Consider the following 26,004-nt stretch of genomic DNA (forward strand, 5'->3'; position numbering starts at 1 on the left):
GCCGAAAGCCTTACGCACGCCCGGTGTGGAACATACTATCAAGCGATTGATTACATGATCTGGACCGGGAGCAGCGATGTCGTATGTGGTGGCAGTGCCGGAATTGTTGTCGGCGGCGGCGGGGAACTGGGGAGGTATCAACTCGGCGTTAGGTGCGGCGAACGGGGCGGCCGCCGTTCAAACGACATCGTTGCTGGCCGCCGCGCAGGACGAGGTGTCCGCGGCGATAGCGGCGCTGTTCTCCGGGTGGGGCAGGGATTATCAGGCGGTGAGCGTTCAGGTCGGGACGTTCCATGAGCAGCTGGTACGAACATTGACCGCCAGCGCGGAGGCGTACGCGGCCGCCGAATTAGCCAACGCCAAGCCACTGGAGCAGGTGGTGCTCGACGTCGTCAACGCGCCCACCCAGGCACTCGTTGGCCGTCCGCTGATCGGCGACGGCGTCGATGGCGCACCCGGCACCGGCCAAAGCGGCGGTCACGGCGGCTTTTTGTACGGCAATGGCGGCAGGGGTGGTTCGGGCGCGCCCGGCCAGGCCGGCGGCAACGGCGGTAGTGCCGGGCTGATCGGCAATGGTGGCGCCGGCGGGCAAGGCGGGGCGGCGCTGGCGGGTTCGACGGTTGCTCCTGCCGGTGGTCAGGGTGGTACTGGCGGGTGGTTATCGGGCAACGGGGGCGCAGGCGGGGCCGGCGGGACGGCCTTGGTCGGCAGCGTCGGCGGCGCCGGTGGAACCGGCGGTAATGCCGGGCTGTTCGGCGACGGAGGCGCGGGCGGAGCCGGCGGGGCGGGTGGCTTGGGCGCCGACCCTGGCGCCGGGGGCAAGGGCGGTGCGGGCGGCGAACTTTCCGGAAAGGCCGGCGCGGACGGCGCACTAGGCACGCGAATCGCCGAGCCAGAACCCGATCCTGGACCCGATCCTGGTCCCCAGCCCGAGCCCCGGCCTGGCCCTAGTCCTGAGCCGGAGCCCGAGCCCGGTCCTGAGCCGGAGCCCGAGCCTGGTCCTGATCCCGGTCCTGGCCCTGAGCCTGAGCCGGAGCCGGAGCCCGAGCCTGGTCCTGGTCCCGATCCGGGCCCGGATCCAGATCCCGGACCGAACGTCACCGACGCGGCCCGTGACGGTGACGTCAGATCCTCGAGTGGCGGCAAGATAACCAATAGTTCCCTGGACGAGATCTCGGGCATCGACGCCGGCATCAGAAACCCGAATGTCTATTGGGTGCACAATGATTCGGGCGATTCGGCGCGCATCTTCGCCATCGACGCCAAGACGGGCGACACGCTGGCCACGTACAAGCTCAGTGGCGCATCGGCCAAAGACTGGGAAGACATCGCGGTCGCCGCCGGACCTGACGGCAAGTCCTACATCTACATCGGCGATATCGGCGACAACGGCTACTCCCGCAGCGAGGTCGTCGTTTACCGAGTCCCCGAACCCATCGTGACGGGCACCGCGAGCAAGCCGACGAACGGCACGCTCAGCGGGGTGGAGAAGCTGCGTCTGACGTATCAGGGTGGCGCCAAGATCAACTCCGAGGCGCTGCTGGTGGACCCGAAGACCGGCGACATCCTCACCATCGAGAAGACCGGTGACGATGTCTCCCGCGTCTACTCGGTGTCCGCGAGCAAGTGGGGCAGCAGCAGTGTCGAAACGTTGACACAAGTTGCCACGCTGGACTTGTCGGACGCTGACTCACAGAGGGTCACGGCGGCCGACTTCTCGCCGGATGGTTCGCAACTGGCCGTACGTACCTATGACGATGTCCTGCTGTGGAACCGCGCGCCCGAGAGTAGCGCCTGGTCGCCGTTCAGCCAGCATCCCGTCTACGCCCCGGACGTCAGTGAGTCACAAGGCGAGGCGATCGCCTTCCACAACGACGGGCGCGGCTATGTCACGGTCAGTGAGAAGTCGAACCAAACCCTGCACGAGTTCAACGTCAAGTGATGTCGATGACCGGATTGCCCTAACCGTGTGGGCGGCTAGGGCAATCCGCTCGGCCCATTCTGACTGAGCGCCAGTCCGCCGGTGCCGCCGGTAGTCGCTTCATCCATGCCGGTGTTGCCGCCGTCCGACTTATCTTCAGGTTGATTCTCAGCGCTGCCCGGCGGCGGGCTCGCCGCTAACATCGGCAGATTGCGCATTGACTAGACGAGCAACACAGTTGTCAAGGGAGATCGTGGTGGGTGGACGCGTGCTCTCTCGCTTGCGTCTGCGCATTCCCCGCCGCATTCCCTGGCTCAACGTCCTCGGACTCGTCGCGATCATCGTCGCCGCAACTGCGATCGTGATCAGGAACCTGCCCGACGACCGGCCCAATCAGATCCTCAACGTCTCCTACGATCCGACCCGCGAGCTGTATGCCGAACTCGATGCGGCTTTCACCGCGCGGTATCGCACGCAAACCGGAACCACCCTGACCATCAAGCAGTCGCACGGCGGATCGGGCCGGCAGGCGGCCAGCGTCATCGAGGGTTCGCAACGGGCCAATGTGGTGTCGCTGGCGTTGATCGGCGACATCGACGCATTGCGTAAACGCGGCCTCATCGCGCCCGATTGGCAACGGCGGTTACCGAACAATTCGGTGCCGTACACCTCGACCATCGTGTTCTTGGGCCGCAAGGGCAATCCCAAGGGCATCCACGACTGGCCCGATCTGATCAGGGACGACGTCGCTGTTGTCTCACCGAATCCACGCGCGTCTGGCAACGGACAATTGAGCATCCTCGCCGCCTGGGGCAGTGTCACCACTCGCGGCGGCGACTCCAACCAAGCGGCGGCATACCTGAGGTCACTGTTGCGACACGTCGTGGCCGCCGACGCAGGAGCGCGCGGCGCGAGTACGAGTTTCACCGTGCAGAGGATCGGCGATGTGCTGCTGACGTGGGAAAGCGAAGCCCTGCGCGTGGCCCGGGATAACCCGAACGAATACGAGATCATCTATCCCCCGGTGAGTATCCGGGCCGAGCCGGCGGTGGCCTGGGTCGATGCCAATGTCAAGGATCCCGCGACAGCGGCCCACACCAAGGCCTTTCTCGACTACCTGTTCACTGACGATGCACAAGAAACTATGGCGCGCAATGGTTATCGGCCGATCAAGCCGAAGATTCTGGCCAAGTACGGCGACCGGCTACCGGCCTTGGAGTTGTTCCCGATCACCGCGGTGGCCAGCGATTGGGCCGATGCGCGACAGAAGTTCTTCGGCGACAACGGAATCTACGACACCGTGTCGGCGCCACCGGTCGCCGCGGCATCAGCGCCATAACGGAAGACCGAACCCTTGGGCCGCATATTTGACTACGACTGGATCAAAGGCAGAGCCGATGTCGTCGCCGGACTTACCGTCGCTGCCATCTCGTTTCCGCAAGCGATCGCCTATGCGCTGATCGCCGGTGTCGACCCGCGGTTCGGCGTTTATTCGGCGATCGTCGTGACCGCTCTCGCCGCGATTTTCGGGTCGTCGTCACACTTGATCAACGGCCCGACCAGCGCCATCTCACTGCTGGTCTTCACCGCGCTCGCCTTCCTGGATCCAGAGAACACCCAAGAACTGTTCGAGGCTCTCTTCCTGCTGGCGATCCTGGTCGGCGCGCTCCAGATCATCATCGCCGTGTTCAAGCTCGGCAACCTGACGCGCTACATCTCGGAATCCGTGATCATCGGTTTCATGGCGGCCGCGGCCCTTCTGCTTGCGCTTGGCCAGTTGGGTAATGCGCTGGGGGTCAAGGACAAAGGCAACGGTCACATGCATGTGCTGTGGCGGGTGTACGTCACGCTGTTCCACGGTGACAAGGTCAACTATCGCGCAGTGGTACTGAGCATTTCGGCGGTGATACTGGCCATTTTGTTGCGAAAGATTGTGCAGCGCTATGGGCTGCCGCAGATCGACATGCTTGTGGTGCTGATCATCACCGGGCTGATCGCCTATCTCGCGGGATGGTCGATTTCGGGCCCTGGTGGTCACACCGCCGTCGCCGTCGCCGCGAAAGTTCCACGGAGCCTGCCAAGCCCGCACATTCCGGAGATTCACGCTAGCTGGCTGCCCCACCTGACAACGAGCGCATTCGCAATTGCATTCGTCGGCATCATCGAGGCGCTGTCGATCGCCAAAGCCATTGCGCACCAAACCCAGCAGAAGATCGACTACAACCGTCAGATCATGGCCGAGGGTCTGGCCAATCTCGGCGGCGGCTTCTTTCAGAGCCTGCCCGGGTCCGGGTCGCTGACCCGATCGGCGATCAACTTCCAGTCCGGTGCGGCCTCAAGGTTCTCCGGAATCGTCTCGGCCGTAACGGTCGCCGTGGCCCTGTTGGTGTTTGCACCGATACTGCACTACGTGCCGCAACCGGCGCTGGCCGGGTTGCTCCTGGTGACCGCGGCGCGATTGGTTGATCTCAAGCGGCTGTTCTACACGGTCCGAGCGTCGAGGTATGACGCAGGGCTGGTGATCGCGACGGCACTCACCGGGGTCGCCATCGACCTCGAAAAGGCGGTGCTGCTCGGTGTCGTCCTGTCGATTGCGCTCTTCGTCCCTCGTGCGGCGAACTTGAGGGCCACCGAGCTCATCGTGGCTCCCGAACGTGTTGTCCGCGAACGCCTCCCGGGCGACGATGCGGATCCGACCGCCGTCATCTACGACTTGGAGGGCGAGCTGTTCTTCGGTGCGGCGCCGGCATTGGAGCGCTACCTGGCGGACCTGAGGCGTCGAATCGAGACAGATGACCAAGGCAAGACCGTGATCTTGCGGCTGAAGCGGGTGCGTCATCCCGACGTTGTGTGCATCGAGCGCATCGAGCACTTTCTGCGCGAGCTGACCGACCGTGACGTGACGGTCCTGTTGGCCGGGGTGCGTCCCGACTTGCTGACAGCTTTCAAGAACGTCGGGCTGCAAAAGTGGTTTCCGGCCGAGCAACTGTTTCCCGAAGAGGACAAGGAATTCTCCGCCACGCTCAAGGCAGTCCGGTACGCGCACCGCAAGGCAGCGACCGGACCCCCGGAGGATCCGGATCTCTACTATCTCGTCTGAGCCTTGGCGGCCGCCACGACGCCCCCGTCAACCAGCAGGTCTGTTCCGGTAATGAAGGTGGCATCGGGGCCCAGCAGAAATGCGGCGGCGGCGGCGATGTCGTCAGGGGTTCCGATCCGGCCGGTCGCCGACATGGCAATCATTGCCCGCATGCCGTCCCCAACCGGTGAGTTCAACTCCTGCTGCCCCATTGGCGTCGAGATGATCCCGGGGCTGATCGAATTGATCCGGGCTCCACGTTTTCCCCACTGGGCGCTCGCGGCGTGAACACGAACGAGGTTGGCTTGTTTGGCTATTGCGTATGCGATTCCCGGACCTGCGTCCCGATACGGGCTAAGGAACTCCAGCTCGAGCAGCTCATCGGCCGGGTTGTGGGCCAGGGCATGCGTTTGCTCGGTTGTCAGCGGTTGAACCAGATGCCCGGCCATGCTGGCGATCACGACACCCGCTCCGCCGGTAGCGACGACATCGCCGAATGCTTGCAAGACAAGGGCGACGCCGACCAGATCGACGGCCAGGATCGCGTCGGCCGATGCCTGTGCCGGCGACAGCCCGGCGGTGTGTGCCACCTGTGCGACATTGCCGAGCGACGCAGCATATTCGGCAAGGCCGCCCACCGATTCCGCCGACGAGACATCGACGTGGCGGCTCTCCACTCGATAGCCGTCCGCAGACAGCGATGAGGCGACGGAGTTCAACGTCTCTTCGTTGTAGTCGGCCAGCAGCACGGTCTTGCCGGAGCCCAGCCGTCGGGCTATCGACTGGCCCATACCCCCTACGCCGATGACCGCCAACACATCTGTCATGCCACGCCTTTCGCCAACGCGATATGTCCCTCGAAACCAAGCGCTTCCGCCCTTGTACGGTAGCGGTCGCGATAACCGCGATACCCGGGCCCTTACCGCGGGCTTTCTCCGCAATTCCTGCAGGCGAATCCCGCCATGAGGTGAGCATGATATGACCGGTGGAGTGGAACGACCCTGGAACATCAACATCCATTACGACGGTCTGCTGGATGCCCAGGTGCCGTGCGATGCCAGGCGCGTTCTTGACGCGGGGTGTGGCGACGGCTTCTTAGCGGCCCGATTGGCTCAGCGCGTCCCGGATGTCACGGCGGTCGACGTCGACGCGCCGGTCCTGCAACGCGCGCAGGACCGGTTCGCTGAAAGACCTGTCCGCTGGGTGCACGGGGATGTCATGACGGCGTCACTGCCCCATGCGCAGTTCGACGCGGTGGTATCCAACGCCGCGTTGCATCACGTCGAGGACACCCGTGCCGCCCTGGAAAGACTTGCGGGGCTGGTGGTCCCAGGAGGGACCTTGGCCGTGGTGACTTTCGTGAGATTCTCGTTGCGGCACGGCCTGTGGCACCTGACGACGGCGGTGCGTTGCGCGGTCATCAACCGCATCAAGGGCAAGTGGGAGCACACGGCTCCGATCAAGTGGCCACCGCCGGACACCCTTGCTCAGCTACGCGAGAATGTCGGCGCCGTGCTTCCAGGGGCCCGCGTGCGCAGGCTGCGCTACGGACGTGTCCTGATCACCTGGCGTGCGCCCGCCTAGCCGCGGGCGACAGACTGGCACGCGGTGCGAACCGCCTCCGACATACAGAACGGCGGAGTCCGGATCCCCGGGATTGCCATGGCATCTCAACGAAACGTCGTTGGTGACGACGCGCAGCTGCCGGCTAGGCAGGGGATGCCGTCCCAATGACATTGCGGCACTAGAGGAGCGGGGAATACCTGGTCTCCGTTGTCGTGGCAGCGGAGAGCGCAGTGGGTGCCGCCTAGTCCGAAAGCGTAAGGTCCCCGCAGGTAGCTCCGGTCCTGAAAGAATGATCGGCGCATCCTGACAGCGAAGGAGCGCACGTGGGTAAGCGGGATAATCGCGGTACCAACCGTTGGGAGCTGATCACTTGCGCGATCAGCGGGCATGCCACTTATGCGCCCGTCGACGAGGCCCTCGCCGAACGACTCAGGGCGGAGACGAAGCTCGGTGAGGTGTGGCGCTGCCTGCGCTGCGGTGACTTCGCACTCGGCGAACCCCATGGCAGCGGGCGGCCGGAGGACGCGCCACTGATCATGCGCGGCAAGGCACTGCGGCAGGCGATCATCATTCGCGCTCTTGGCGTCGAGCGACTGCTGCGGGCCTTGGTTCTGGCCCTCGCCGCCTGGGCGGTGTGGGAGTTCCGCGGTGCGCGCGGCTCCATCCAGGCCACCCTGGAGCGTGACCTGCCGATCTTTCGCGCGGCCGGCTTCAAAGTGGATCAGATGTCGGCGATACATCACCTGGAAAAGGCGCTGGCCGCCAAACCGTCGACGCTGGCCTTGATCACCGCCATGCTTGCCGCCTACGCGCTACTGCAGGTGATCGAAGGTGTCGGCCTGTGGATGCTGAAACGGTGGGGGGAGTACCTCGCGGTGGTGGCCACTTCGATCTTCCTGCCACTGGAGATACACGACCTGACCAAGGGCATCACGGTCACCAGGGTGGCGACCCTGACCATCAACATCGCAGCCGTGATCTACCTGCTGATCTCGAAACGGCTGTTCGGTCTGCGCGGCGGGCGCAAGGCCTACGACGAGGAATTGCACGGCGAGCAGTTGCTCGATCTCGAACGAGCCGCGATGGAAGTCGACGTGAGGTAGGCAACACCCAAGCTGGCTTGACCAAAGTTTAGTCAGCGGGCAACACTCGTGGCATGACCGACACAGTCTTCGAGGCACCAACAACGGACCGGACCCGTGTTATCGAGTGGGCGGACCCGGCTATCACGGCCAGTGCGGCCCGCAGTCGCATTGGGTTGGAGTTCCTGCAGGCGATGGTCGACGGGGAGCTTCCGCCGCCACCGATCATGCAGACGTTGGGCGCCCGGTTGGAGTCCGTCGCGTCGGGTCGGGCGGTATTCACCCTGACGCCGGCCGAGTCGCACTACAACCCGATCGGATCCGTTCACGGTGGTGTGTACGCGACACTGCTGGACTCGGCGGCGGCCTGCGCAGTGCACAGCATGTTGCCGGCCGGAGTCGGATACACCAGCCTCGATCTGGAGGTTCGTTTCATCGGCGCCATCAGCGTCAACACCGGGCCCGTCACCTGCACCGGAACCGTCAAGCACCTGGGTCGACGCACTGCCCTCGCCGAGGCGGTGCTGACCGACGGCAATGGAAAGTTGCTGGCTAGCGCGACCAGCAATTGTCTCCTCTTCCGGCCCTGATGACATGACCAGTTCCGACGCGATGAAGTTGTCGGGCCCGCTCGCTGATCGGGACCGGTGGACGGCTGCGGATTGGTGTCCGATGGAACGCGCACTGGAGCTCATCGGCACGCATTCGGCCATGGTGCTGCTCCGTGAAGCCTTTTGGGGTGGAAGGCGTTTCGACGAGTTGGCACGCCGTGCCGGGGTAACCGAACAGATCGCCGCGAAACGGCTACGCCAGCTCGTTGAGGCGGGGCTGTTGGCCAAACAGCCGTACCGGCAGCCGGGGCAGCGCACCCGCTACGAGTACGTGCTCACCGAGCGGGGCCGTGAGCTGTTTCCGGTCTTGGTCAGCCTGATCGAGTTCGGCAGGATGTTGCAAGGCGATTCCAGTGCAATGGAATTGGTTCATGAAGGATGCGGAGAACCCGTCGAATTACGAGTCCGATGTGCGGCGGGTCACGATGTCGCTCTGTCCGAGACGACGGCTCGAATTACCAAGCGCTGAGCCAACATACGTCGTCTTAAACGCCGAATTTTGTGATGTCGCAAGGCGGACATCGTGTAATGTGACCGAACCCACAGTGGCCGTTATTGTTTCGTTAACCTAATTGTCGTTTTGGTCAACAATCCAGGGTTAAGTTCAAGTAGGCGATCTACGTTCGCCAAACTGACGGAGGACCAACGATCGTGACGACAGCACAAACGCGGCCAGAGAACCGAAGTGCCGACTTCGCCCCGGTCACGCCCATCAAGGCGCGGGCGTGTGACCCGCGGCGCTCCCGCTGGCGGATTCGTCAGCGCAAGATCGGCACCGAACTCAAGATCATGCGGCGAGGCGCGGAGCGCTGCTGAGCGACTCCACGCGCTAGATATCGCTGTTTTTTGCTTCCTCGCGCTCGCGGCGACGTGCCCGGGATGCGCGCAAGTTTGCGACGTTTCCGCAGGTCTTGACGTCGTGCCAGACGCCGCTGTTGTTCTTGGAGCGGTCGTAGAAAGTCGACGCGCAGGCGTGGTTGTGGCAACGCTTGATCCGCCGCCAGGTGCCGTCCTGCTGGCTGAGCAATATCTCTGCCCATAACGCGGAAGCGAACCAACGCCAGCCGCCACCTGCGGGTTCAAGCCGTACGTCGCCGGTGTCCGCGACCGCGAAAGACGCCGTAACGGACCCGACGCGCCCGGGCGTCGCCTCGCCGGCCACCAGCTTGGCGATCGTGCCGCGCAAGGCGTGCAGCTTGGCGGTGTCCGAATCGCTCAGCGGGGGTGGTTGGGCGTCGACTCCGCGGACCGTCGACCAGGCGTGCGCCGCCCGCACGGCCCAGTCGCGCGCCATTTCAGGGTCCGCCAGTAGATCCGGGCCGTAGTCCCCGATGCCGACGGTGTTGAGGAAGTCCTGAACCAGTCCCAAGCCGCCGGGTGCCGGCGCCAGCCGGTACCGCTGTGACGCAAACCACGTGACTGACATAGGCAAAGAATACTTGCCTATGTCGCAACGGTCAACTACGCTGACAGAATCAAAATATTTTTACCTCAGTCAAGGAGCGTGCACTATGGTCAGCATCCAAGGATCGACGGTCGTGGTCACCGGCGGGCAGCGAGGGCTTGGCAAAGCCATCGTGGACGAGTTGTTGCAGCGCGGTGTGGCCAAGGTGTACGCCACGGCTCGGGCACCCCGGCCGAGTGACGACCCGCGGGTGGTCAGCGTAGCGCTGGATGTCACCGACCCTGAATCGGTTGCGGCGCTGGCTGATACCGCGTCCGACGCCAACGTCGTGGTCAACAATGCGGGAACTTTCGGCGCGCCGAAACTGCTTACCAGCGACATCGACGAAATTCGAACGGTGTTTGACACCAACTACTTTGGTGCGTTGCGCGTCGCCCAAGCTTTCGCGCCCATTCTGGCCCGCAACGGTGGCGGGGCGTTGGTCGACATTCATTCCGTGTTGTCGTGGCTGGCAGGCTTCGGTGCCTATGGTGATTCCAAGGCGGCCATCTGGTCCGCGACCAACTCACTGCGTATCGAACTCGCACCGCAGGGCACCCTGGTGACCGGAGTGCATTTGGGCTACACAGATACAGATATGGTCTCCTCTTTCGATGTGCCCAAGAACGACCCGCGCGACGTGGCGAAGCAGATCGTGGACGCTGTGGAACGTGGCGATGCCGAGGTGCTCGCCGACGACCTCACCCGGCAGGTCAAGGCCAACCTGTCGGGACCGGTCGAAGCGCTGCGAGCGAGTTGAGATGACCGACCCCGCGACTGGATTCGGCGACCGCATCGTCAACGCAAGCCGAGACGTCGAGGCAAGTGCGGAGCGGATTTTCGAATTGATCGCAGATCCGTCGCGGCAGCCGAGCTGGGACGGCAACGACAACCTCGCCGAGGCCGCGGAAGGTCAGCGAGTGCATCGGGTAGGTGACGTCTTCCGGATGGCGCTGACCATGGGTGCGGTCCGCGAAAATCATGTGGTGGAGTTCGTCGAGGGGCGCCGAATCGCCTGGCGCCCTTCAGAACCCGGTAAGGAGCCACCCGGCCACCTATGGCGCTGGGAGCTGGTGCCGGTGACCGGCACCCGCACCAAAGTTACCCATACTTACGACTGGACAGAGCTGACCGACGCCACCCGCCTGCCTCGCGCCCGAGCGACGACCCCAGCCAACCTACGAGCGTCGATCGACCGGCTGGCTGCGCTCGTCGAGTTCAACTAGCTTCTCGCGGCACGTTGTGCCCGGTACCGTCGCCCTATGGCCCTTCCACCGCCGGGAACAGACAGCGCCGCCATCGTCACCGGAGCCTCATCCGGTATCGGGGAGGAGTTCGCCAAGATTTTCGCCGCGCGCGGCTACCAGGTCATCTTGGTCGCCCGCAGCGCCGACAAGCTCGAAGACCTCGCGGCCCGGCTGGGCTCGCAAGCGCACCCGTTGCCCGCCGATCTGTCGCACCGCTCCGACCGCGCGGGCCTACTCGATCGGGTCGCCGCGTTGGGACTGAGTCCGGACATCCTGGTCAACAACGCCGGCCTGTCGACCCTCGGACTTGTCGCGGAATCGGTTCCGGAGAAAGAACTCAACCTGGTCGAGGTCGATGTGGCCGCGGTGGTCGACCTGTGCAGCAGGTTCCTGCCGGGGATGGTCGAACGTCACCGCGGCGCCATCCTGAACGTGGCATCGGTCGCCGCCTTTGGGCCGCTGCCTGGCCAAGCGGCCTACGGAGCGGCAAAGGCATTTGTGTTGTCGTACACGCACAGCCTGCGGGGTGAGTTGAAGGGCACCGGGGTCACGGTCACCGCGTTGTGCCCGGGCCCGGTGGACACCGGCTTCGGTGAGGCGGCCGGCTTCACCAAGGAGGAAGCCGATTCCGCCCTGCCGCGGGTCATGTGGGTTCCCGCCGAGCAAGTGGCAAAGGGCGGGGTCGACGGCCTGGCCGCCGGCAAGGCCGTCGTCATCCCGGGTCGCGTCAACCGAGTGGCCGCCGGGATCTTCCGGGTCGCACCGCCGGAACTGATGCTGCCGTTCCTGGCGCGAAATCATCCCGCCCTGAAGCGCAAGTAAGCCCGCCGAGCAGACACAAAATCTCCCCAGGGCCCCGAGCGTTGGGGAGATTTATGTCTGCTCTGCGGAACCGGCCGTCGGTCTTGCGCGACTATAGAAACGTGTATTGCGAGGTGGCCCGCGAAGCGCTCTCGGCGCGACTCGACGGTGAGCGAGAGCCAGTGCCCGCGGCGCGTGTCGACGAGCATCTGGACGAGTGTGCTGCGTGCCGCGAGTGGTTCGATCAGGTGTCCGAGCAGGCGCGCGACCTGCGGCGGTTGATCGAGTCGCGCCCCATGATCGCACCGCTCAGCCCGTTACCCAGCGGGCGAGTACCGGCGCGGCGCATGCCGCTCACGTGGTCACGATGGGCATTGATGGGCGTCGGCATCGCGCAAGCCGTGCTCGCCGTCGGGCAGGGGTTCGGGTTCAGTCTCGGCTTGACCCACGAGCACGCAGTCGGTTCTGGCAACCACTTGCTCAACGAATCCACCGCGTGGTCGGTCGCGCTGGGTGTGGTGATGGTGGGCGCGGCCGTTTGGCCGCGGGCCGCCGCGGGCCTGGCGGGCGTGCTGGCCGTCTACGTCGGTGTTCTGTCGGTTTATGTCGTGGCGGATGCGGTTTCCGGGGACGTCACGACAGCGCGGATATTGACGCACGTCCCGGTGCTGATCGGAGCGGTCCTCACCATCTTGGTATGGCGCAGCCACGACGTACGGCCGGAGCCGGACGGGTCCGCCGTTGAACCAGATATTGTTCTGCCGCCCAACGCATCTCGTGGCCGTCGGCGCGGACACTTGTGGCCGACAGATGGGTCGGCGGCCTAGCCTGCCCGGTCGGCCTCGCTGGCCGCGCGCACGAGATCGCCACGCGCGCGTGCCACCCTCGAACGGATGGTCCCGATCGGACAGCCACTGACCTCCGCCGCCTCGGCGTAGGACAGACCCAAGACCTGAGTCAGAACGAAGGCCTCGCGCCGCTCCGGGTCCAGTCCGTCCAGCAGCATCCGGATCTCCACGACGTCTTCGATACGGCTGGCACGGCGGCCGTGCGTCATGGCTGCATCGAGGTCCGTCACATGCGCGGTGCGGGGCCTGCTCTTATTGTGCCGGATCTGGTCGGCGACAACCCGACGGGCAATCGAGAGCAGCCAGGTACGCGCGGTCGATCGGGCTTCAAAGCGGGGGAGCGAGCGGATCGCCCGTAAGAAGGTCTCCTGCGTCAGATCGTCCGCGCTGGCCGGTTCGGCGAGATAGGCGACCGTCCGCCAGACGTCCGACTGGGTGGCGGCGATGAACTGAGACAGCGCGACCCGGTCACCCTGCCCCGCGGCCATCGCGAGGTGGGTAATTTGGTCATCGTCGCCGCATGTCGTCACGGATAGTGAGGGTATGCCATGCGTGCCGGACAGGTAACGGGAACCAGGGGCTAGGCGGTGACGACTTTGTCAGCGTGAGCTCACAACTAAAGCTAGAGGAGGTGACGGCCACGATGTCGGCGTCTGCATCGTCTCCGACCGCGGCATCGGACGAGCACCTCACGCACGTCCAGCGGGTCCAGCTCGAAGTCACGGGAATGTCCTGCGCGGCGTGCGCAAAGAAGGTCGAGCGGACGTTGAACAAGCTGCCCGGGGTCCGGGCGTCGGTGAATTTCGCCACTCGGGTGGCGACCATCGAAACCGACGAGGACGCCGAGGTCTCCGCACTGTGCGAGGCCGTCGAGAAGGCCGGCTACGGGGCCGAACCGCGGGAGGCCGGGGGCGCGTTGAGCGAAAGCGATCCCGACGCCGATCACGCGAGGTACCTGCTGATCCGGCTGGCTGTCGCGGCCGTCCTGTTCGTGCCGCTGGCCCACCTGTCGGTGTTGTTCGCCGTCGTCCCCAGCTCTCGCTTCAGCGGGTGGGAATGGGTGTTGACCGCACTGGCGCTTCCCGTCGTGACCTGGGCAGCTTGGCCGTTCCACCGCGTCGCGCTGCAAAAAGTGCACACCATGAGCGCCTCCATGGAGACGCTGATCTCGGTCGGGATCACCGCCGCCACGACGTGGTCGCTTTTCACCGTGTTCGGCGGCCGCCAGCCCACCGAGCGGCGGGACGTATGGCAGGCGCTGCTGGGCAGTGACGCCATCTACTTCGAGGTCGCCGCCGGAGTGACGGTCTTCGTCTTGGCCGGGCGGTTCTTCGAGGCCCGCGCCAAGTCGAAGGCCGGCAGCGCGCTGCGGGCACTGGCGGCACTGAGCGCAAAGGATGTCTCGGTCCTGCAACCCGACGGATCGGAGCTGGTCATCCCGGCTGACGAACTACAGGAGCAGCAACGCTTCGTGGTGCGGCCGGGGCAGACGATCGCCGCCGACGGCCTCGTTATCGAGGGATCGGCCGCGGTCGACATGAGCGCGATGACCGGCGAAGCGAAGCCGATGCGGGTGCAGCCGGGCGCACAGGTCATCGGCGGCACGGCCGTACTGGATGGCCGGCTGATCGTCGAGGCCGCCGCGGTCGGCGCCGACACCCAGTTCGCCGGCATGGTCCGCCTGGTCGAGCAGGCCCAGGCCCAGAAGGCCAACGCACAACGGCTGGCCGACCGCATCTCCGCGGTGTTCGTACCCGTCGTGTTCGCCATCGCCGTACTGACGACTGCCGCATGGCTCCTCGCCGGGGGCGGAACCGACCGGGCATTCACGGCCGGACTGGCCGTGCTCGTCATCGCTTGCCCGTGCGCACTGGGACTGGCGACTCCGACGGCCATGATGGTGGCCTCCGGTCGCGGCGCTCAACTCGGAATCTTCCTGAAGGGCTACAACTCGCTGGAAGCCACCCGTGCAGTCGACACCGTCGTGTTCGACAAGACCGGCACGCTGACGACGGGACAGCTGACGGTCAGCGCAGTGGAGGCCGCACCCGGCTGGCGGACCGAGCAGGTGCTCGAACTGGCTGCGGCGGTCGAAGCCGCGTCCGAGCACGCCGTCGCGATCGCAATCGCTGCGTCCAGCCCTGCCACGAATGCAGCGCAACAGCCAGTAACCGACTTTCGGGCGATCCCCGGCCGCGGGGTCTATGGCGTGGTAGCCGGGCGGACGGTCCGGGTAGGCAAGCCGTCCTGGATCGCTCCGGCATGCAAAACCCCGGCGCTGGTTGCGGCTCGGCGCACCGCGGAATCCCGCGGGGAAACGGCCGTATTCGTCGAGGTCGACGGTGAACCATGCGGAGTCATCGCGGTCGCGGATGCGGTCAAGGACTCGGCGGCCGACGCCGTGGCCGCCCTGCACCAGCGCGGCTTCCGCACGGTGCTACTGACCGGCGACAATGCGGCGTCGGCGGGTGCGGTGGCCGCTCGAGTCGGTATCGACGAGGTGATCGCCGACATCCTGCCCGAAGGCAAGGTCGACGTGATCGAGCAACTGCGCGACAGTGGCCGGGTGGTAGCCATGGTCGGCGACGGCATCAATGACGGACCGGCGCTGGCACGCGCCGATCTGGGCATGGCGATCGGGCGCGGCACCGACGTTGCCATCGGCGCCGCGGACATCATCCTGGTCCGCGATAGTCTCGACGTCGTGCCCCTGGCGCTGGATCTCGCTGCCGCTACCATGCGCACCATCAAAATGAACATGGTGTGGGCCTTCGGCTATAACGTGGCGGCTATCCCCATTGCGGCCGCCGGCCTGCTCAATCCCCTGATCGCAGGGGCGGCTATGGCGTTCTCGTCGTTCTTTGTCGTCTCGAACAGTTTGCGCCTGCGGAACTTCGGCGGTGCACACTCGGGTGCTGGAACGCGAGCGGAATTAGCTCGGTTTGACTCTTGACTGCCACGGCGGCCGACGAAAAGGGCGACGAAAGGCTCTCGGGAAAAGGTCCTGACGAGCTCGCTGACGCCCATGCCGAGCGGCCGTTGATCGCAAGGGTGATCCATCGCCTGGCGATTCCGATCATCCTGTTCTGGATAGCGTTTGTGGTCGTCCTCAGCATGTTTGTGCCCTCGCTAGAGGTCGTCGGACAAGAGCGGGCGGTGTCGTTGAGTCCCAAGGACGCGCCGTCGCTCATCGCGTTGAAACGGATCGGCCACGCCTTCAACGAAGGCGAGACCGACAGTGTGGCGATGGTCGTCTTGGAGGGCCAGCAACCTCTCGGCGACGCCGCCCACAAGTACTACGACGACCTGGTCCGTAGGTTGCGCGCGGACAATGCGCACGTCCTGGGTGTCCAGGACTTCTGGGGCGATCCCCTGACGGCCGCCGGCGCGCAGAGCAATGACGGCAAGGCGGTCACCGTCCAGTTGACCTTGGCAGGCAATCAGGGTGAGCTGCTGGCCAACGATTCCGTTGTCGCCGTGCGCAAGATCGTGGACAGCGTCCCGCCGCCACCCGGGGTCAACGTCTACGTGACCGGGGCGTCGGCGTTGGCCGCCGATCTGCAGCAGAGCGGCGACAAATCGATGGCCAAGATCACTTTGACGACCGTCGGCGTGATCGTCGTCATGTTGCTCTTCGTGTACCGGTCACCGCTGACGGTGTTTCTGTTGCTGCTCACGGTCGGCATCGAATTGTCCGCTGCGCGGGGTGCCGTGGCCTTGTTCGGGCACGCCGGGCTCATCGGGCTCTCCACCTTTGCGGTCAGTCTGATCACGTCGCTGTCGATCGCCGCGGGGACCGACTACGGGATCTTCATCGTCGGGCGCTACCAGGAAGCCCGCCAGGCCGGCGAAGACCGGGAATCGGCTTTCTACACCATGTACCGGGGCACGGCCCACGTCATCTTGGGCTCCGGTTTGACCATCGCCGGTGCGACGTTCTGTCTGAGCTTCGCGCGGATGCCCTACTTCCAAACCCTGGGCGTGCCATGCGCGGTCGGCATGTTGGTGGCCGTGGCCGTCGCGCTGACGCTGGGGCCGGCCATCTTGGTCGTCGGCAGCCGGTTCGGGGTGTTCGATCCCAAACGGTTCCTGAACGTGCGCGGTTGGCGACGGGTTGGGACGGTGGTGGTTCGGTGGCCGCTGCCCGTTCTCGCGGTGACGTTCGCGATCGCGATGATCGGATTGCTCACCCTGCCCGGCTATAAACCCAGCTACGACGACCGGGCTTATCTGCCCACCTTCATTCGGGCCAACGAGGGCTTCAACGCCGCCGATCGCCACTTCTCCCAGGCTCGGATGAAGCCCGAGATCGTGATGATCGAGTCGGATCACGATCTGCGGAATCCCGCCGACTTTTTGGTCTTGGACAAGCTCGCCAAGGGCCTCTTTCGCGTCCCGGGGATCTCTCGAGTCCAGGCGATCACCCGGCCCGAGGGGACCGCGATGGACCACACGTCGATCCCGTTCCAACTCAGCATGCGCAACGCCGGCCAGGTGCAGATCCTGAAATATCAGCGGGACCGGATGGAGGACATGCTGAAGCAGGCCGACGAAATGGCCAAGACGGCGGCCCTCATGCGGCGGATGTACGGCTTGATGACCCAACTTGTCTCGACCACGCATCGCATGGTGGGCGACACCATCGCGATGCAGGAACTCACCAACGAACTGCGCGACCACATCGCCGACTTCGAAGACACCTGGCGGCCGATTCGCAGCTATTTCTATTGGGAGCGACACTGTTACGACATTCCGCTCTGCTGGTCCTTCCGTTCGATATTCGACGCGGTCGACGGTTTGGACCAGATCAACGAGAAACTTGACGCGCTGGTTGCCGACATCAAGAACCTGGATCGGTTGATGCCGGAGATGATTGCGACGTTCCCGCCGATGATCGAGACCATGGAAAGCACGCGCACCATGATGCTGACCATGCACAGCACCATGGCGGGCATGTTGGACCAGATGAATGAGATGAGCGAAAACGCCAACGCCATGGGCAAGGCGTTTGACGCGGCCAAGAACGACGACTCCTTCTACCTGCCGCCGGAAGTGTTCAAAAACAAGGACTTTCAGCGCGCGATGGAGAGCTTCATTTCGCCCGACGGGCATTCGGCTCGCTTCATCATTCTGCACCGGGGCGACCCCGCGTCGGATGAGGGGATCGCGAGTATCAACAAGCTACGAACCGCGGCCGAGGAATCGCTCAAGGGAACGCCGCTGGAAGGCGCCGAGATTCAGATCGCCGGAGTGGGCGCGGTGTTCAAGGACATCTCCGAGGGCGCGAAATGGGATCTGGTGATCGCCGGGATTTCCTCGCTCTGCCTCATCTTCATCATCATGCTGATCCTCACCCGCGCGCTGGTGGCCGCCGCGGTGATCGTCGGGACGGTCGCGGTATCACTCGGCGCATCCTTTGGGTTGTCGGTGCTGGTGTGGCAGCACATCCTCGGAATTCCGTTGCACTGGCTGGTGATCGCTATGTCGGTGATCGTGCTGTTGGCAGTGGGATCCGACTACAACCTGCTGTTGGTCTCCCGGTTCAAACAGGAGATCGGCGCCGGTCTGAATACCGGCATCATCCGTTCGATGGGCGGCACCGGCAAGGTGGTGACGAACGCCGGTCTGGTGTTCGCGTTCACCATGGCGTCGATGGTGGTCAGCGACCTGCGGATGGTCGGGCAGGTAGGCACCACCATCGGTTTGGGCCTGCTGTTCGACACCTTGATCGTGCGCGCATTCATGACGCCCGCTATTGCCGCGCTGCTGGGTCGTTGGTTCTGGTGGCCGATCAGGGTGCGGTCGCGGCCGGCCAGGAATCTGGCTAAGCCGGTCCCCGTGGGGTAGCGGCACACATAGGCCCCGCGACCGCCAACTCCCGGACCCAACCGTTGATCGACAAGTCTGCGGCCAGTCGGGCCGGCAGTTCGGATTCGCGGTCCACGCCAAGGTGTTTCATCAGGAGAACGAAGCGAACCGAGTCCAGTCCCAGATCCCTGAGGTCGGTGTCATCGCCGTCGGCAAGGTCCGAGTCGTCGATATACAGCACCTCACATAGCGCGGTGAAAATCCTGGTCCGCAACACGTCTTTATCAGACACCGGCGCCCACTCCGGTTTTGCGTCCATTCAGCGTCGCTGCCAATGATGCACGCATGACTTTGCCGGACTGCGTCCGTGGAATCTCTGCGACGATGGTGATGGTCGCGGGCCGCGCCATCGACTCCGATTCACGCCGGTAGGTGGCCGCGATCCGTTGCTTGAGTTCGGTGGCCGCCGCGTCGTCAAGAGATGCTGACGGGACCACGGCCAGGCCTACCAGTGCCCCGAACTCCTCGTCCGGAATCTCGTAGCACGCCGCCTCGCGAACGCCCGCAACACTTTCGGCGATGCGATCAACCTCGTCGGGCACGACGTTGACACCGCCGGAGATGATCATCTCCGAGGACCGTCCCCTGATATAGAAGAACCCGTCTTCGCGGCGTTCGAGGAGATCGCCGGTGTTCACCCAGCCGTCGACCAGAACCTCTTGCGTGCGTTTCGGATTGTTCCAATATCCCAGCATGTTGGCCGGCGACTTTATCCACAGTGTGCCAAACGACGCGGACTCGGCGGGCGCGGGTCCCGTCGGTCCCACACCTTCGCTGTCGGCCAGGAACACTTCCACGCCAGGATAAGGTCGACCCACCACGCCGGCCTCGATCTTGTCGATCGAACCGTCGTCGGTGGGCAGACACAAAGCGGTGCAGCCTGTTTCGCTGAGTCCGTACACCTGTGCGGTGCGGATTCCAGCCGCTTCGACAAAGCGCACATCATCGGCGATCGCCCGTGAACCCCCGTACCCGAGCAGTCGCAACGACGGCACCCCCGCGTTGGCGGCCTTCATCTCGGCGACCAACTTTGAAGTGAGCGTGGGCACAAAGCATGTCGTGGCGACAGAGTTCTTGTTGAGAATTTCCATCAGCGACGGCGTGTTCTCGCCGCCGGTCATGCATACCCCGCCATGCATCAAACAGGTGAGTATCCACCATAATCCGCCGATGTGCGTTGCAGGCAGCGGCGAATACGTTGTCTCGCCCGCCACCCAGGTGATCCAGTTCAATCCCTCCCGCTCCAAGATGTCTGGGATGGCGAAGAAGGTGCGGTTGGCCAACAGCACGGCCTTCGGCTCACCCGTCGTGCCACTGGTGAAGATCATCGCCAGCGGATCGTCAGCGCCGTGCACTGCGTAGTCGCCGACGGCTTTAGTGGAACGCTCGGTGTCAGTAGCTATTTGGACCGGGATAGTGGGTGGCAGTCGCAGTCCGTCAGGCAACGATTCCGGACGGATCCGACTCCCGGGTGTGACGAGAGTGGCGCTGGGGTCGGTAATTTGACCGAAACGTGCGACGGTCGCCGGGGGCAGGTTGCCGTCCACCATGACGGCGATCGCGCCGAGTCGCGCGCACGCCAGCACCGACAGGTACGTCTCAGGACCGTTGTCCGAGAGGACCATTACCCGCGCACCTTGAGAAACCGCGTGGGTCCGAAGTTCGGCAGCCAGCCTCTCCGCTTCGGTCACGAGTTCTCCGTACCGAATGGCGCTGGTCCCGTCGCAGCGCCGCAACGCCGTTGCCTGCGGCCGTTGGTGTGCTTGCGCGCAGACCCGTTCCCACACGGAAGGCGTTAAGACAGACATTTGGTGAGGCTCCTCTGGTAGGGCTACGGGATGTTGAAGGCGGCCAGTTCGACCTGACCGGATGCGGCCCCGCCGTCGTCGTCCCAGAACTCGATGGCACACGGTATCAACAGATAACGCAATGACCGTTCGACGATCTGAAAGTCCTTGCACAGCAGGCGCGCCGAGAACTTCTGGGCATTGATCGGCCTCTTGAATCGTGACGAGGTGCTCTTGATGAGCATGCTCGGGAGCTGATTGTCGTAGAAGTCCGCAATGGACCACCCCCGCAGCACGGAGATCTCTTCATTGATGATGGCGGGCGCGAAGGCGCAATACGCGAGCTGGTTGAAACACAGTATGAGTTCGGCCGCGTTGAAATGCCCGGTGCTTCGGATGTAGGCGGACTCGGTGATGCTGAAGTTTCCGTACGCAAGGACCGATTCCTCGGTTGCCTTGTATTCGGCGTCGAGCAGGTAGCGGCAGCCTTTAAAGGAGTACGGCTCAAGCACTTCGGCCAGCAGCGGCTCAGCGATCGGGACGGTGTGCGTGGGCGCGGAGTCGGTCTGTGCGGACGGTGTCAGTTCGGCGGTGCTCATGCGGCGTATCCCGGCGTCTTGAGGCCATCCAGCATGGTGAGCCGATGGGTTGTCAGGGTACCGGCGGCGGTGCCGTGCTTCGCCCGGTGCATCAGAACGCGGTTGTCCCACAACACGATGTCGCCGACCTCGTAGTGCTGAGTGTGAATGAACGGCGAGGTGAACTCGGGATCGAGTTGACCGGTGGCCTCCATCAGCTCGTTGAGTATGGCCGGGTCGAGCACGTTGCCGTCTCGATCTTCGATCTTGGTGGTGCCCGAAGCGCAGATGTAGAGGATCTCTTGACCGGTCTTCGGGTGCCTGATGACCGTCGGCCACTTTATCGGCGGTGTCGTGCGGCTGATCTCGGCCCACACCTCTCCGATGGGGCGGTACACGTCGCTGGGTCGAATCTTGATGTGGCGCCGGGGATCATGAGTGCTGACCGTTCCGCGCACAGGGTCCTGCTTGTCAGGAGGTAGCGACTCCCAAACCCGGTTGAGGTCGATGAAGTAGGTTCCGCGGTCCTGTCCGGGCACCGCAAGGGGCACCACCATGGAGAAGGCGAACGGTTCCGGCATGAACATGTAGTCGATGTGCCAGAACGCACCGGTTTTCGGGACGCCTTGGCCCTGCTCGGTCGAGGAGACAAAGATTTCCGGATGGTTCTGGTGGTGATACATGGGTTCGTAGTAGGGGACGATCTCTCCGATTAGCCTGCCGAGCTTGATGAACTGCTCCGGAGACGGATGAACGTCTTTGAGAACGACCAGCTTGTTCTGGTAGACGACTTCGCGGATCTCGTCGCCGGAAAGATGGTCCAGGTTCTGCGGGTCGATACCGGTGATCTGTGCACCGAGCCCTTCGCCTTTCACATTGAGCGTCATCGGTTCTCCTACCTACTCCGGGTTACTGTTCGGGCGTCTCGTTGTCGGCTGCCCAAGTGCTGGGCAGAAGTGGCATGGTGATGCTGGTGCGGTCGCGGGTGCCTTGCACCATCCCCGCGGCGGAGCTGTCGTGGGCGGGGATGGTGCCCGTGAAGCCGACGGGACCGGCGCCGTGATCACTTGCGACGGAGGTGGATTCGGCTTCGACGGGTGCGGCCGGTTCGGCTAGGTGTGCCGTCGCGTCAAGAAACTCGTCACGGTAGCCGTGTGCCCCGATCGTGGCGCGTCGTCGGCGCCGAGCCCGGGCGAGGGCAGTTCCCATTCGAGCTGCGGCGGCGGCTTCGAGGTCGTCGGTAACGGTGTCGCGCGCTTTCGTTCCGGCTTTGGGGCCGAAGCTGATCCCGGGCGGCGCCAGGCCGAGCACGGCGTAGCTGAGTCCTGCCGCCGAGGTGACGCTGCTGACCGCGGCTGCGCCGGGTGTGCTCGTGGCGGTGTTGCCGATTTGTGCGGTGGCACCCGCCGTGGCAGACGGGGTTGCCATTGCTGCGGCAGCCACGTTCGAGCCATCTTGTACGGCTTCGCCGGGGGCGGTGGGAACGGGAAGCGGCTCCACGGGGGGTTGCTGCAGTAGATAGGTCAGGGCGCTCAGCGCACTCAACGCGCTCAATGCGGGGGTGAAGAAGGGCAGCAGGAGCAACCCGTACGACGCGTAGTAGGGGTACCAGAGGAAGTCGTACAACTGCAGGGCGATGATCGCAAGGATCACTGCTGCACCCGGGCCGACCCCCAGTTGCTCGAAGAACCGCAGAAAATTGCCGTACGGGTCCGCCATGAACTGCGTGATGTCGTTGATGAGTTGAGTGATCCAGCCCACCGGGTCCTGCACGTTCTGGGCTTCGGCGCCCGGCGTCAGGATGGGCGGCGCCGCCTGCGCCGACGGGACCGCGAACGTCGCCGCTTCGGCCATGGTCTGGTAGGTGGCCATGGTGGTGGCGGCTTGCACCCACATGCGGGCGTAGTCCGCTTCGTTGAGCGCGATGGGGATGGTGTTGATGCCGAAGAAGTTGGTGGCGACCAGGACGCCGTGCACGACGTGGTTGGCGGCCAGTTCCGCCAGGGTCGGCATCGCGGCCAAAGCGGTGCTGTAGGCGGTGGCCGCCGCTTCGTGCCGCACGGCGGTGAGTGCGCTATCGATCGAAGCCTGCTCCAGCCACGCCAGGTAGGGGACATGCGCCGCCGCATACTGGGCGGCGCTCGCGCCTTGCCAGCTGCTGGCCTCGACCTGGGTCAGCAGCTGACCCAACTCGACAGCCGTGCGGCTGTATTCGTTGCTGAGTTCCTGCCACTGCTGCGCAGCGACAAGCATGGATCCTGGGCCTGGCCCCGCGCTCAGCAGTGCGGAATGCACTTCCGGGGGTAAAGCCATCCAGACCGGCGTGGTCAGGCTCCACCTCCTTGCCGGGCGTCAGACTGCGCGTCCGCACGGGGTCAGACTGCTTCGCTTTGTTTGCGGTGTAGTCGGCCAGAGCAGCTGAGAAGTTCCCGCGTCGCCCAAAAATCTGGGCCCGTTCAGCGGATGGTGCTGGTCAGGGGCAATCAGATTTCGAACAGCATGCTGGCGAAGACGATTGCCATTCCGGCGGCCATCATGGCCTGCACGGCACTGCCGACGCGCTTCCGCCAAGAGCGGGTCCCGCGCGGTTTCGCGAGGTACCGGTAGGCCCAGACCGCAGTGGCAATTGTGAAAATGCCCGTCCATATGCCGTTGCCGGTGTCAATCCATGGCGGCGGGTCGCCCGGCATCGCCATGCCCGGCACGTGGTGGTGGTGAGGGTGTTCCGCGTTCAACCAGGCGGGAAACAGCGGGCCGCTGATGGCGTACATCCAGACCATCGCCACCATGGTCAGCGCGTTGTAGGCCGGCACCAGGCGTTGCGTGACCGCGCGGGCGGCGAGAACAGCCGTCATGACGAACCACAGCGCTCCCGCCAGGAAGAACAACTCGGGAAAGCTCGTCGGCAACTGCAGGTCTTGCGGCCAGACCATCACTGCCATTGCGATCGACATCACGACGTGCAGTCCGTGGCTCAAGATCGACGTCCACGATCGACGGTTGATGCTGACCGCGAAGCCGGCGCCGCTCAGCACGAACAAACCGGTGAGGATCCAGCGCAGCGGTAAGTCGTCGATCATGCAGTGCTTTCGGGTTCGGATTCGGCGGTGACCAAGACTATGTGGTCCGCCGGTTCCCGACGATCATCGGCTGTACTGCGCTGGACTGCGCACCCGTAAGCTGCAGCTATGGACTCTGAGCGGCCGCAGCGCGGGGCAACGGCGTGGCTGGCCGCCGGTTCTCTGCTCATCTGCCTGGCCGTCGCCGGCTACGGCCTGAATTCAGGACCACGGCGCTACGCCTTGGCTCAGAACCCGTTCCCCGGCGCCTTGGTCAGTGTCGGTGAGCCGGTCGGCTTCTTCCTGGCGACGCTGATGAGCGCGGTGTGCCTGGGCGCATTGCTGTACGTAGTTGTTGCGTCGCGGCCGGAGCAGGACGGTCTGCTGGATCCCGGGGCGTTTCGTATCCATCTGGTAGCGGAACGCATATCTCTCGCCTGGGTGGGGCTTGCGGTGCTGATGGTGCCGATGCAAGCAGCGCATGACTCCGGCCTCTCAGTCACTCGCCTGGTGGGCAGTCCCGTGTTATTCGACGCCATAGCCGCCTCGGAAGTCTCCCGCGCGTGGATCGTGGTGGCGATCTGCGCGCTGGTGATCGCAGTGTCGCTGCGTTTCACCACCCGTTGGCTCGGCCACGTCGTGCTGTTGATTCCGGCCATCGTGGCCGTCGCCGCGGTAGCTGTGACCGGCAACGCGGGCCAGGGCCCCGACCACGACTACGCAACCAGCGCGGCCATTGTCTTCGCGGTCGCGGCGGCCGCGTTGACGGGACTAAAGGTCTCCGCGGCCCTCTCGGGCGGGGATCCCCTGCGCGCGGTGCAACTGCTGCAGGTCGTGTGTGGCGCGTTGGCACTGGGCTACGGGGCACTGCTCCTCTACCTGTTGATCCCGGGGTTGGAGTTCGGTTCGGACTTCGCGCGCCTCGGTCTGCTCGCGGGGCTACTCGTGACCTTGGTGTGGCTGCACGACTGCTGGGGGTTGGTCCGGCCGTCACATGCCGCTCGCGGCCGAACCGTCGCCGCGCTGGCCATCATCGCCGCCCTGGGTGCCATCGCGGCCATGGCCGTTCAGGTTGCGCCCCGATTCCTTTCGCATCAGTTCACCGCGTGGGACATCTTCTTGGGCTACGAACTGCCGCACCCGCCGACCATTCTCAGGGTGCTCACCCTGTGGCGCTTTGACGTTCTGGTCGGGGGACTGGGTGTGGCGCTGGCGGTCGCGTATGTGGTGGGCTACGTCCGGTTGCGGCGCGGGGGTAACAGCTGGCCCGTGGGCCGCCTGGTGTCCTGGTTGATCGGTTGTGTGGCGCTAGTCTTCACCAGCAGCTCCGGTGTTCGGGCATACGGCTCAGCGATGTTCAGCGTCCATATGGCCGAGCACATGACGCTGAACATGTTCATCCCGGTGTTGTTGGTGCTCGGCGGGCCCGTCACATTGGCCCTGCGGGCGCTGCCCGCGGCGGGCGAGGGCAATCAGCCCGGTCCGCGGGAATGGCTGCAATGGCTGCTGCATTCGCGGGTGACGGCGTTCTTTTCGCATCCGGTGACGGCCTTCATCCTGTTCGTCGGCTCGCCCTATGTCGTTTATTTCACGCCGTTTTTCGACACCTTGGTGCGTTACCACTGGGGCCATGAGTTCATGGCGATCCACTTTTTGATCGTCGGTTACCTGTTCTACTGGGCCATCATCGGCATCGACCCGGGGCCGCGGCGGCTGCCGTACCCGGGACGCATCGGTTTGCTCTTCGCGGTGATGCCGTTCCACGCCTTCTTCGGCATCGCCCTGATGACGATGGCATCGCCGGTGGGCGGCACGTTCTATCGGTCGGTCAGCCTGCCGTGGTTGGCAAGCATCATCAAGGACCAGCACCTGGGCGGCGGAATCGCTTGGAGCCTAACGGAATTGCCCGTCGTCATCGTCATTGTCGCGCTGGTGACCCAATGGGCGCGCCAAGACCGCCGGGTGGCGGCACGGTCGGATCGGCATGCGGACAGCGACTACGCCGACGACGACCTAGACGCTTACAACGCGATGCTTCGTGAGTTGTCGCGGATGCGTCGTTGAGCGGCGTCGCGTCGAACATCGTGTGTTAGGCCAAGTTCGGGATCAGGAG

24 protein-coding genes are annotated in these 26,004 nt (G+C 64.6%); 15 read left to right on the top strand and 9 right to left on the bottom strand.

The window, feature by feature from the left end; translation table 11 throughout:
- Positions 1–76: 76 nt before the first annotated feature.
- From G6N68_RS29020 to G6N68_RS29030, 3 genes are all read left to right on the top strand, one after another.
- Positions 77–1,942: a PE family protein gene (locus tag G6N68_RS29020; protein WP_163719572.1), complete on the top strand. Its 1,866-nt coding sequence runs from the start codon at positions 77–79 to the stop codon at positions 1,940–1,942.
- Between the two features lie 247 nt (positions 1,943–2,189).
- On the top strand, positions 2,190–3,260 hold the full coding sequence (locus tag G6N68_RS29025; protein ID WP_240355976.1) for a sulfate ABC transporter substrate-binding protein: 1,071 nt from the start codon (positions 2,190–2,192) through the stop codon (positions 3,258–3,260).
- Between the two features lie 15 nt (positions 3,261–3,275).
- On the top strand, positions 3,276–5,021 hold the full coding sequence (locus G6N68_RS29030; RefSeq protein WP_163719574.1) for a SulP family inorganic anion transporter: 1,746 nt from the start codon (positions 3,276–3,278) through the stop codon (positions 5,019–5,021).
- Here G6N68_RS29030 and G6N68_RS29035 read toward each other — a convergent pair.
- Positions 5,009–5,827: an SDR family oxidoreductase gene (locus G6N68_RS29035; protein ID WP_163719576.1), complete on the bottom strand. Its 819-nt coding sequence runs from the start codon at positions 5,825–5,827 to the stop codon at positions 5,009–5,011. The genes G6N68_RS29030 and G6N68_RS29035 overlap by 13 nt on opposite strands.
- Before the next feature lie 163 nt (positions 5,828–5,990).
- Here G6N68_RS29035 and G6N68_RS29040 point away from each other — a divergent pair, with 163 nt between their 5' ends.
- From G6N68_RS29040 to G6N68_RS29060, 5 genes are all read left to right on the top strand, one after another.
- Entirely contained in the window at positions 5,991–6,584 is a 594-nt protein-coding gene (locus tag G6N68_RS29040) for a class I SAM-dependent methyltransferase (RefSeq protein WP_240356035.1), read from the top strand.
- 305 nt (positions 6,585–6,889) lie between these two features.
- The gene (locus G6N68_RS29045) at positions 6,890–7,669 is read left to right on the top strand and encodes a DUF2127 domain-containing protein (protein ID WP_163719579.1); all 780 of its coding nucleotides are present in this window, start codon (positions 6,890–6,892) and stop codon (positions 7,667–7,669) included.
- A gap of 53 nt (positions 7,670–7,722) precedes the next feature.
- Positions 7,723–8,238: a PaaI family thioesterase gene (locus tag G6N68_RS29050; RefSeq protein ID WP_163719581.1), complete on the top strand. Its 516-nt coding sequence runs from the start codon at positions 7,723–7,725 to the stop codon at positions 8,236–8,238.
- A gap of 4 nt (positions 8,239–8,242) precedes the next feature.
- A complete protein-coding gene (locus tag G6N68_RS29055; protein ID WP_240355978.1) occupies positions 8,243–8,728 on the top strand; it encodes a winged helix-turn-helix transcriptional regulator in 486 nt (161 codons plus the stop codon).
- Between the two features lie 182 nt (positions 8,729–8,910).
- Entirely contained in the window at positions 8,911–9,075 is a 165-nt protein-coding gene (locus G6N68_RS29060) for a hypothetical protein (RefSeq protein WP_163719583.1), read from the top strand.
- Positions 9,076–9,088: 13 nt separating this feature from the next.
- On the opposite strand, the gene G6N68_RS29065 is transcribed toward G6N68_RS29060, so the two are convergent.
- Complete coding sequence (locus G6N68_RS29065; RefSeq protein WP_240355980.1) at positions 9,089–9,685, bottom strand: CGNR zinc finger domain-containing protein; 597 nt, start codon at positions 9,683–9,685, stop codon at positions 9,089–9,091.
- A gap of 85 nt (positions 9,686–9,770) precedes the next feature.
- On the opposite strand from G6N68_RS29065, the gene G6N68_RS29070 reads away from it, so the two are divergent.
- The 4 genes from G6N68_RS29070 (at position 9,771) to G6N68_RS29085 (ending at position 12,578) form a co-directional block, all read left to right on the top strand.
- Positions 9,771–10,463, top strand: a complete 693-nt coding sequence (locus G6N68_RS29070; RefSeq protein ID WP_163719585.1) for an SDR family oxidoreductase — start codon at positions 9,771–9,773, stop codon at positions 10,461–10,463.
- 1 nt (position 10,464) lies between these two features.
- Positions 10,465–10,929, top strand: a complete 465-nt coding sequence (locus G6N68_RS29075; protein WP_163719586.1) for an SRPBCC family protein — start codon at positions 10,465–10,467, stop codon at positions 10,927–10,929.
- A 36-nt stretch (positions 10,930–10,965) separates the two neighbouring features.
- Entirely contained in the window at positions 10,966–11,772 is an 807-nt protein-coding gene (locus G6N68_RS29080; RefSeq protein ID WP_163719588.1) for an SDR family NAD(P)-dependent oxidoreductase, read from the top strand.
- Between the two features lie 101 nt (positions 11,773–11,873).
- The gene (locus G6N68_RS29085) at positions 11,874–12,578 is read left to right on the top strand and encodes a zf-HC2 domain-containing protein (RefSeq protein WP_163720049.1); all 705 of its coding nucleotides are present in this window, start codon (positions 11,874–11,876) and stop codon (positions 12,576–12,578) included.
- Here the strand turns inward: G6N68_RS29085 and sigC are convergent.
- Positions 12,575–13,129, bottom strand: coding sequence for an RNA polymerase sigma factor SigC (gene sigC / locus G6N68_RS29090; RefSeq protein WP_163719590.1), 555 nt, complete (start codon positions 13,127–13,129; stop codon positions 12,575–12,577). The genes G6N68_RS29085 and sigC overlap by 4 nt on opposite strands.
- 113 nt (positions 13,130–13,242) lie before the next feature.
- Here sigC and G6N68_RS29095 point away from each other — a divergent pair, with 113 nt between their 5' ends.
- Positions 13,243–15,552, top strand: coding sequence for a heavy metal translocating P-type ATPase (locus G6N68_RS29095; protein WP_163720051.1), 2,310 nt, complete (start codon positions 13,243–13,245; stop codon positions 15,550–15,552).
- 86 nt (positions 15,553–15,638) lie between these two features.
- Complete coding sequence (locus tag G6N68_RS29100; RefSeq protein ID WP_240356037.1) at positions 15,639–18,446, top strand: MMPL/RND family transporter; 2,808 nt, start codon at positions 15,639–15,641, stop codon at positions 18,444–18,446.
- Here the strand turns inward: G6N68_RS29100 and G6N68_RS29105 are convergent.
- From G6N68_RS29105 to G6N68_RS29130, 6 genes are all read right to left on the bottom strand, one after another.
- Positions 18,424–18,681, bottom strand: coding sequence for a phosphopantetheine-binding protein (locus tag G6N68_RS29105; protein ID WP_163720053.1), 258 nt, complete (start codon positions 18,679–18,681; stop codon positions 18,424–18,426). The genes G6N68_RS29100 and G6N68_RS29105 overlap by 23 nt on opposite strands.
- Positions 18,682–18,691: 10 nt before the next feature.
- Positions 18,692–20,275: a fatty acid--CoA ligase FadD10 gene (gene fadD10, locus G6N68_RS29110; protein ID WP_163719594.1), complete on the bottom strand. Its 1,584-nt coding sequence runs from the start codon at positions 20,273–20,275 to the stop codon at positions 18,692–18,694.
- 23 nt (positions 20,276–20,298) lie between these two features.
- Complete coding sequence (locus G6N68_RS29115; protein ID WP_163719595.1) at positions 20,299–20,853, bottom strand: FcoT family thioesterase; 555 nt, start codon at positions 20,851–20,853, stop codon at positions 20,299–20,301.
- Entirely contained in the window at positions 20,850–21,719 is an 870-nt protein-coding gene (gene scoE / locus G6N68_RS29120; RefSeq protein ID WP_163719598.1) for a (3R)-3-[(carboxymethyl)amino]fatty acid oxygenase/decarboxylase, read from the bottom strand. The genes G6N68_RS29115 and scoE overlap by 4 nt, the downstream gene beginning before the upstream one ends.
- A gap of 22 nt (positions 21,720–21,741) precedes the next feature.
- The gene (locus tag G6N68_RS29125; protein WP_240355981.1) at positions 21,742–23,145 is read right to left on the bottom strand and encodes a PPE domain-containing protein; all 1,404 of its coding nucleotides are present in this window, start codon (positions 23,143–23,145) and stop codon (positions 21,742–21,744) included.
- 170 nt (positions 23,146–23,315) lie between these two features.
- Positions 23,316–23,912, bottom strand: a complete 597-nt coding sequence (locus G6N68_RS29130; protein WP_163719599.1) for a DUF5134 domain-containing protein — start codon at positions 23,910–23,912, stop codon at positions 23,316–23,318.
- Between the two features lie 108 nt (positions 23,913–24,020).
- Here G6N68_RS29130 and G6N68_RS29135 point away from each other — a divergent pair, with 108 nt between their 5' ends.
- A complete protein-coding gene (locus G6N68_RS29135; RefSeq protein ID WP_163719601.1) occupies positions 24,021–25,955 on the top strand; it encodes a cytochrome c oxidase assembly protein in 1,935 nt (644 codons plus the stop codon).
- Positions 25,956–26,004: the final 49 nt, after the last annotated feature.

The organism is Mycobacterium bourgelatii, from assembly GCF_010723575.1.
GTDB classification, from domain to species: domain Bacteria; phylum Actinomycetota; class Actinomycetes; order Mycobacteriales; family Mycobacteriaceae; genus Mycobacterium; species Mycobacterium bourgelatii.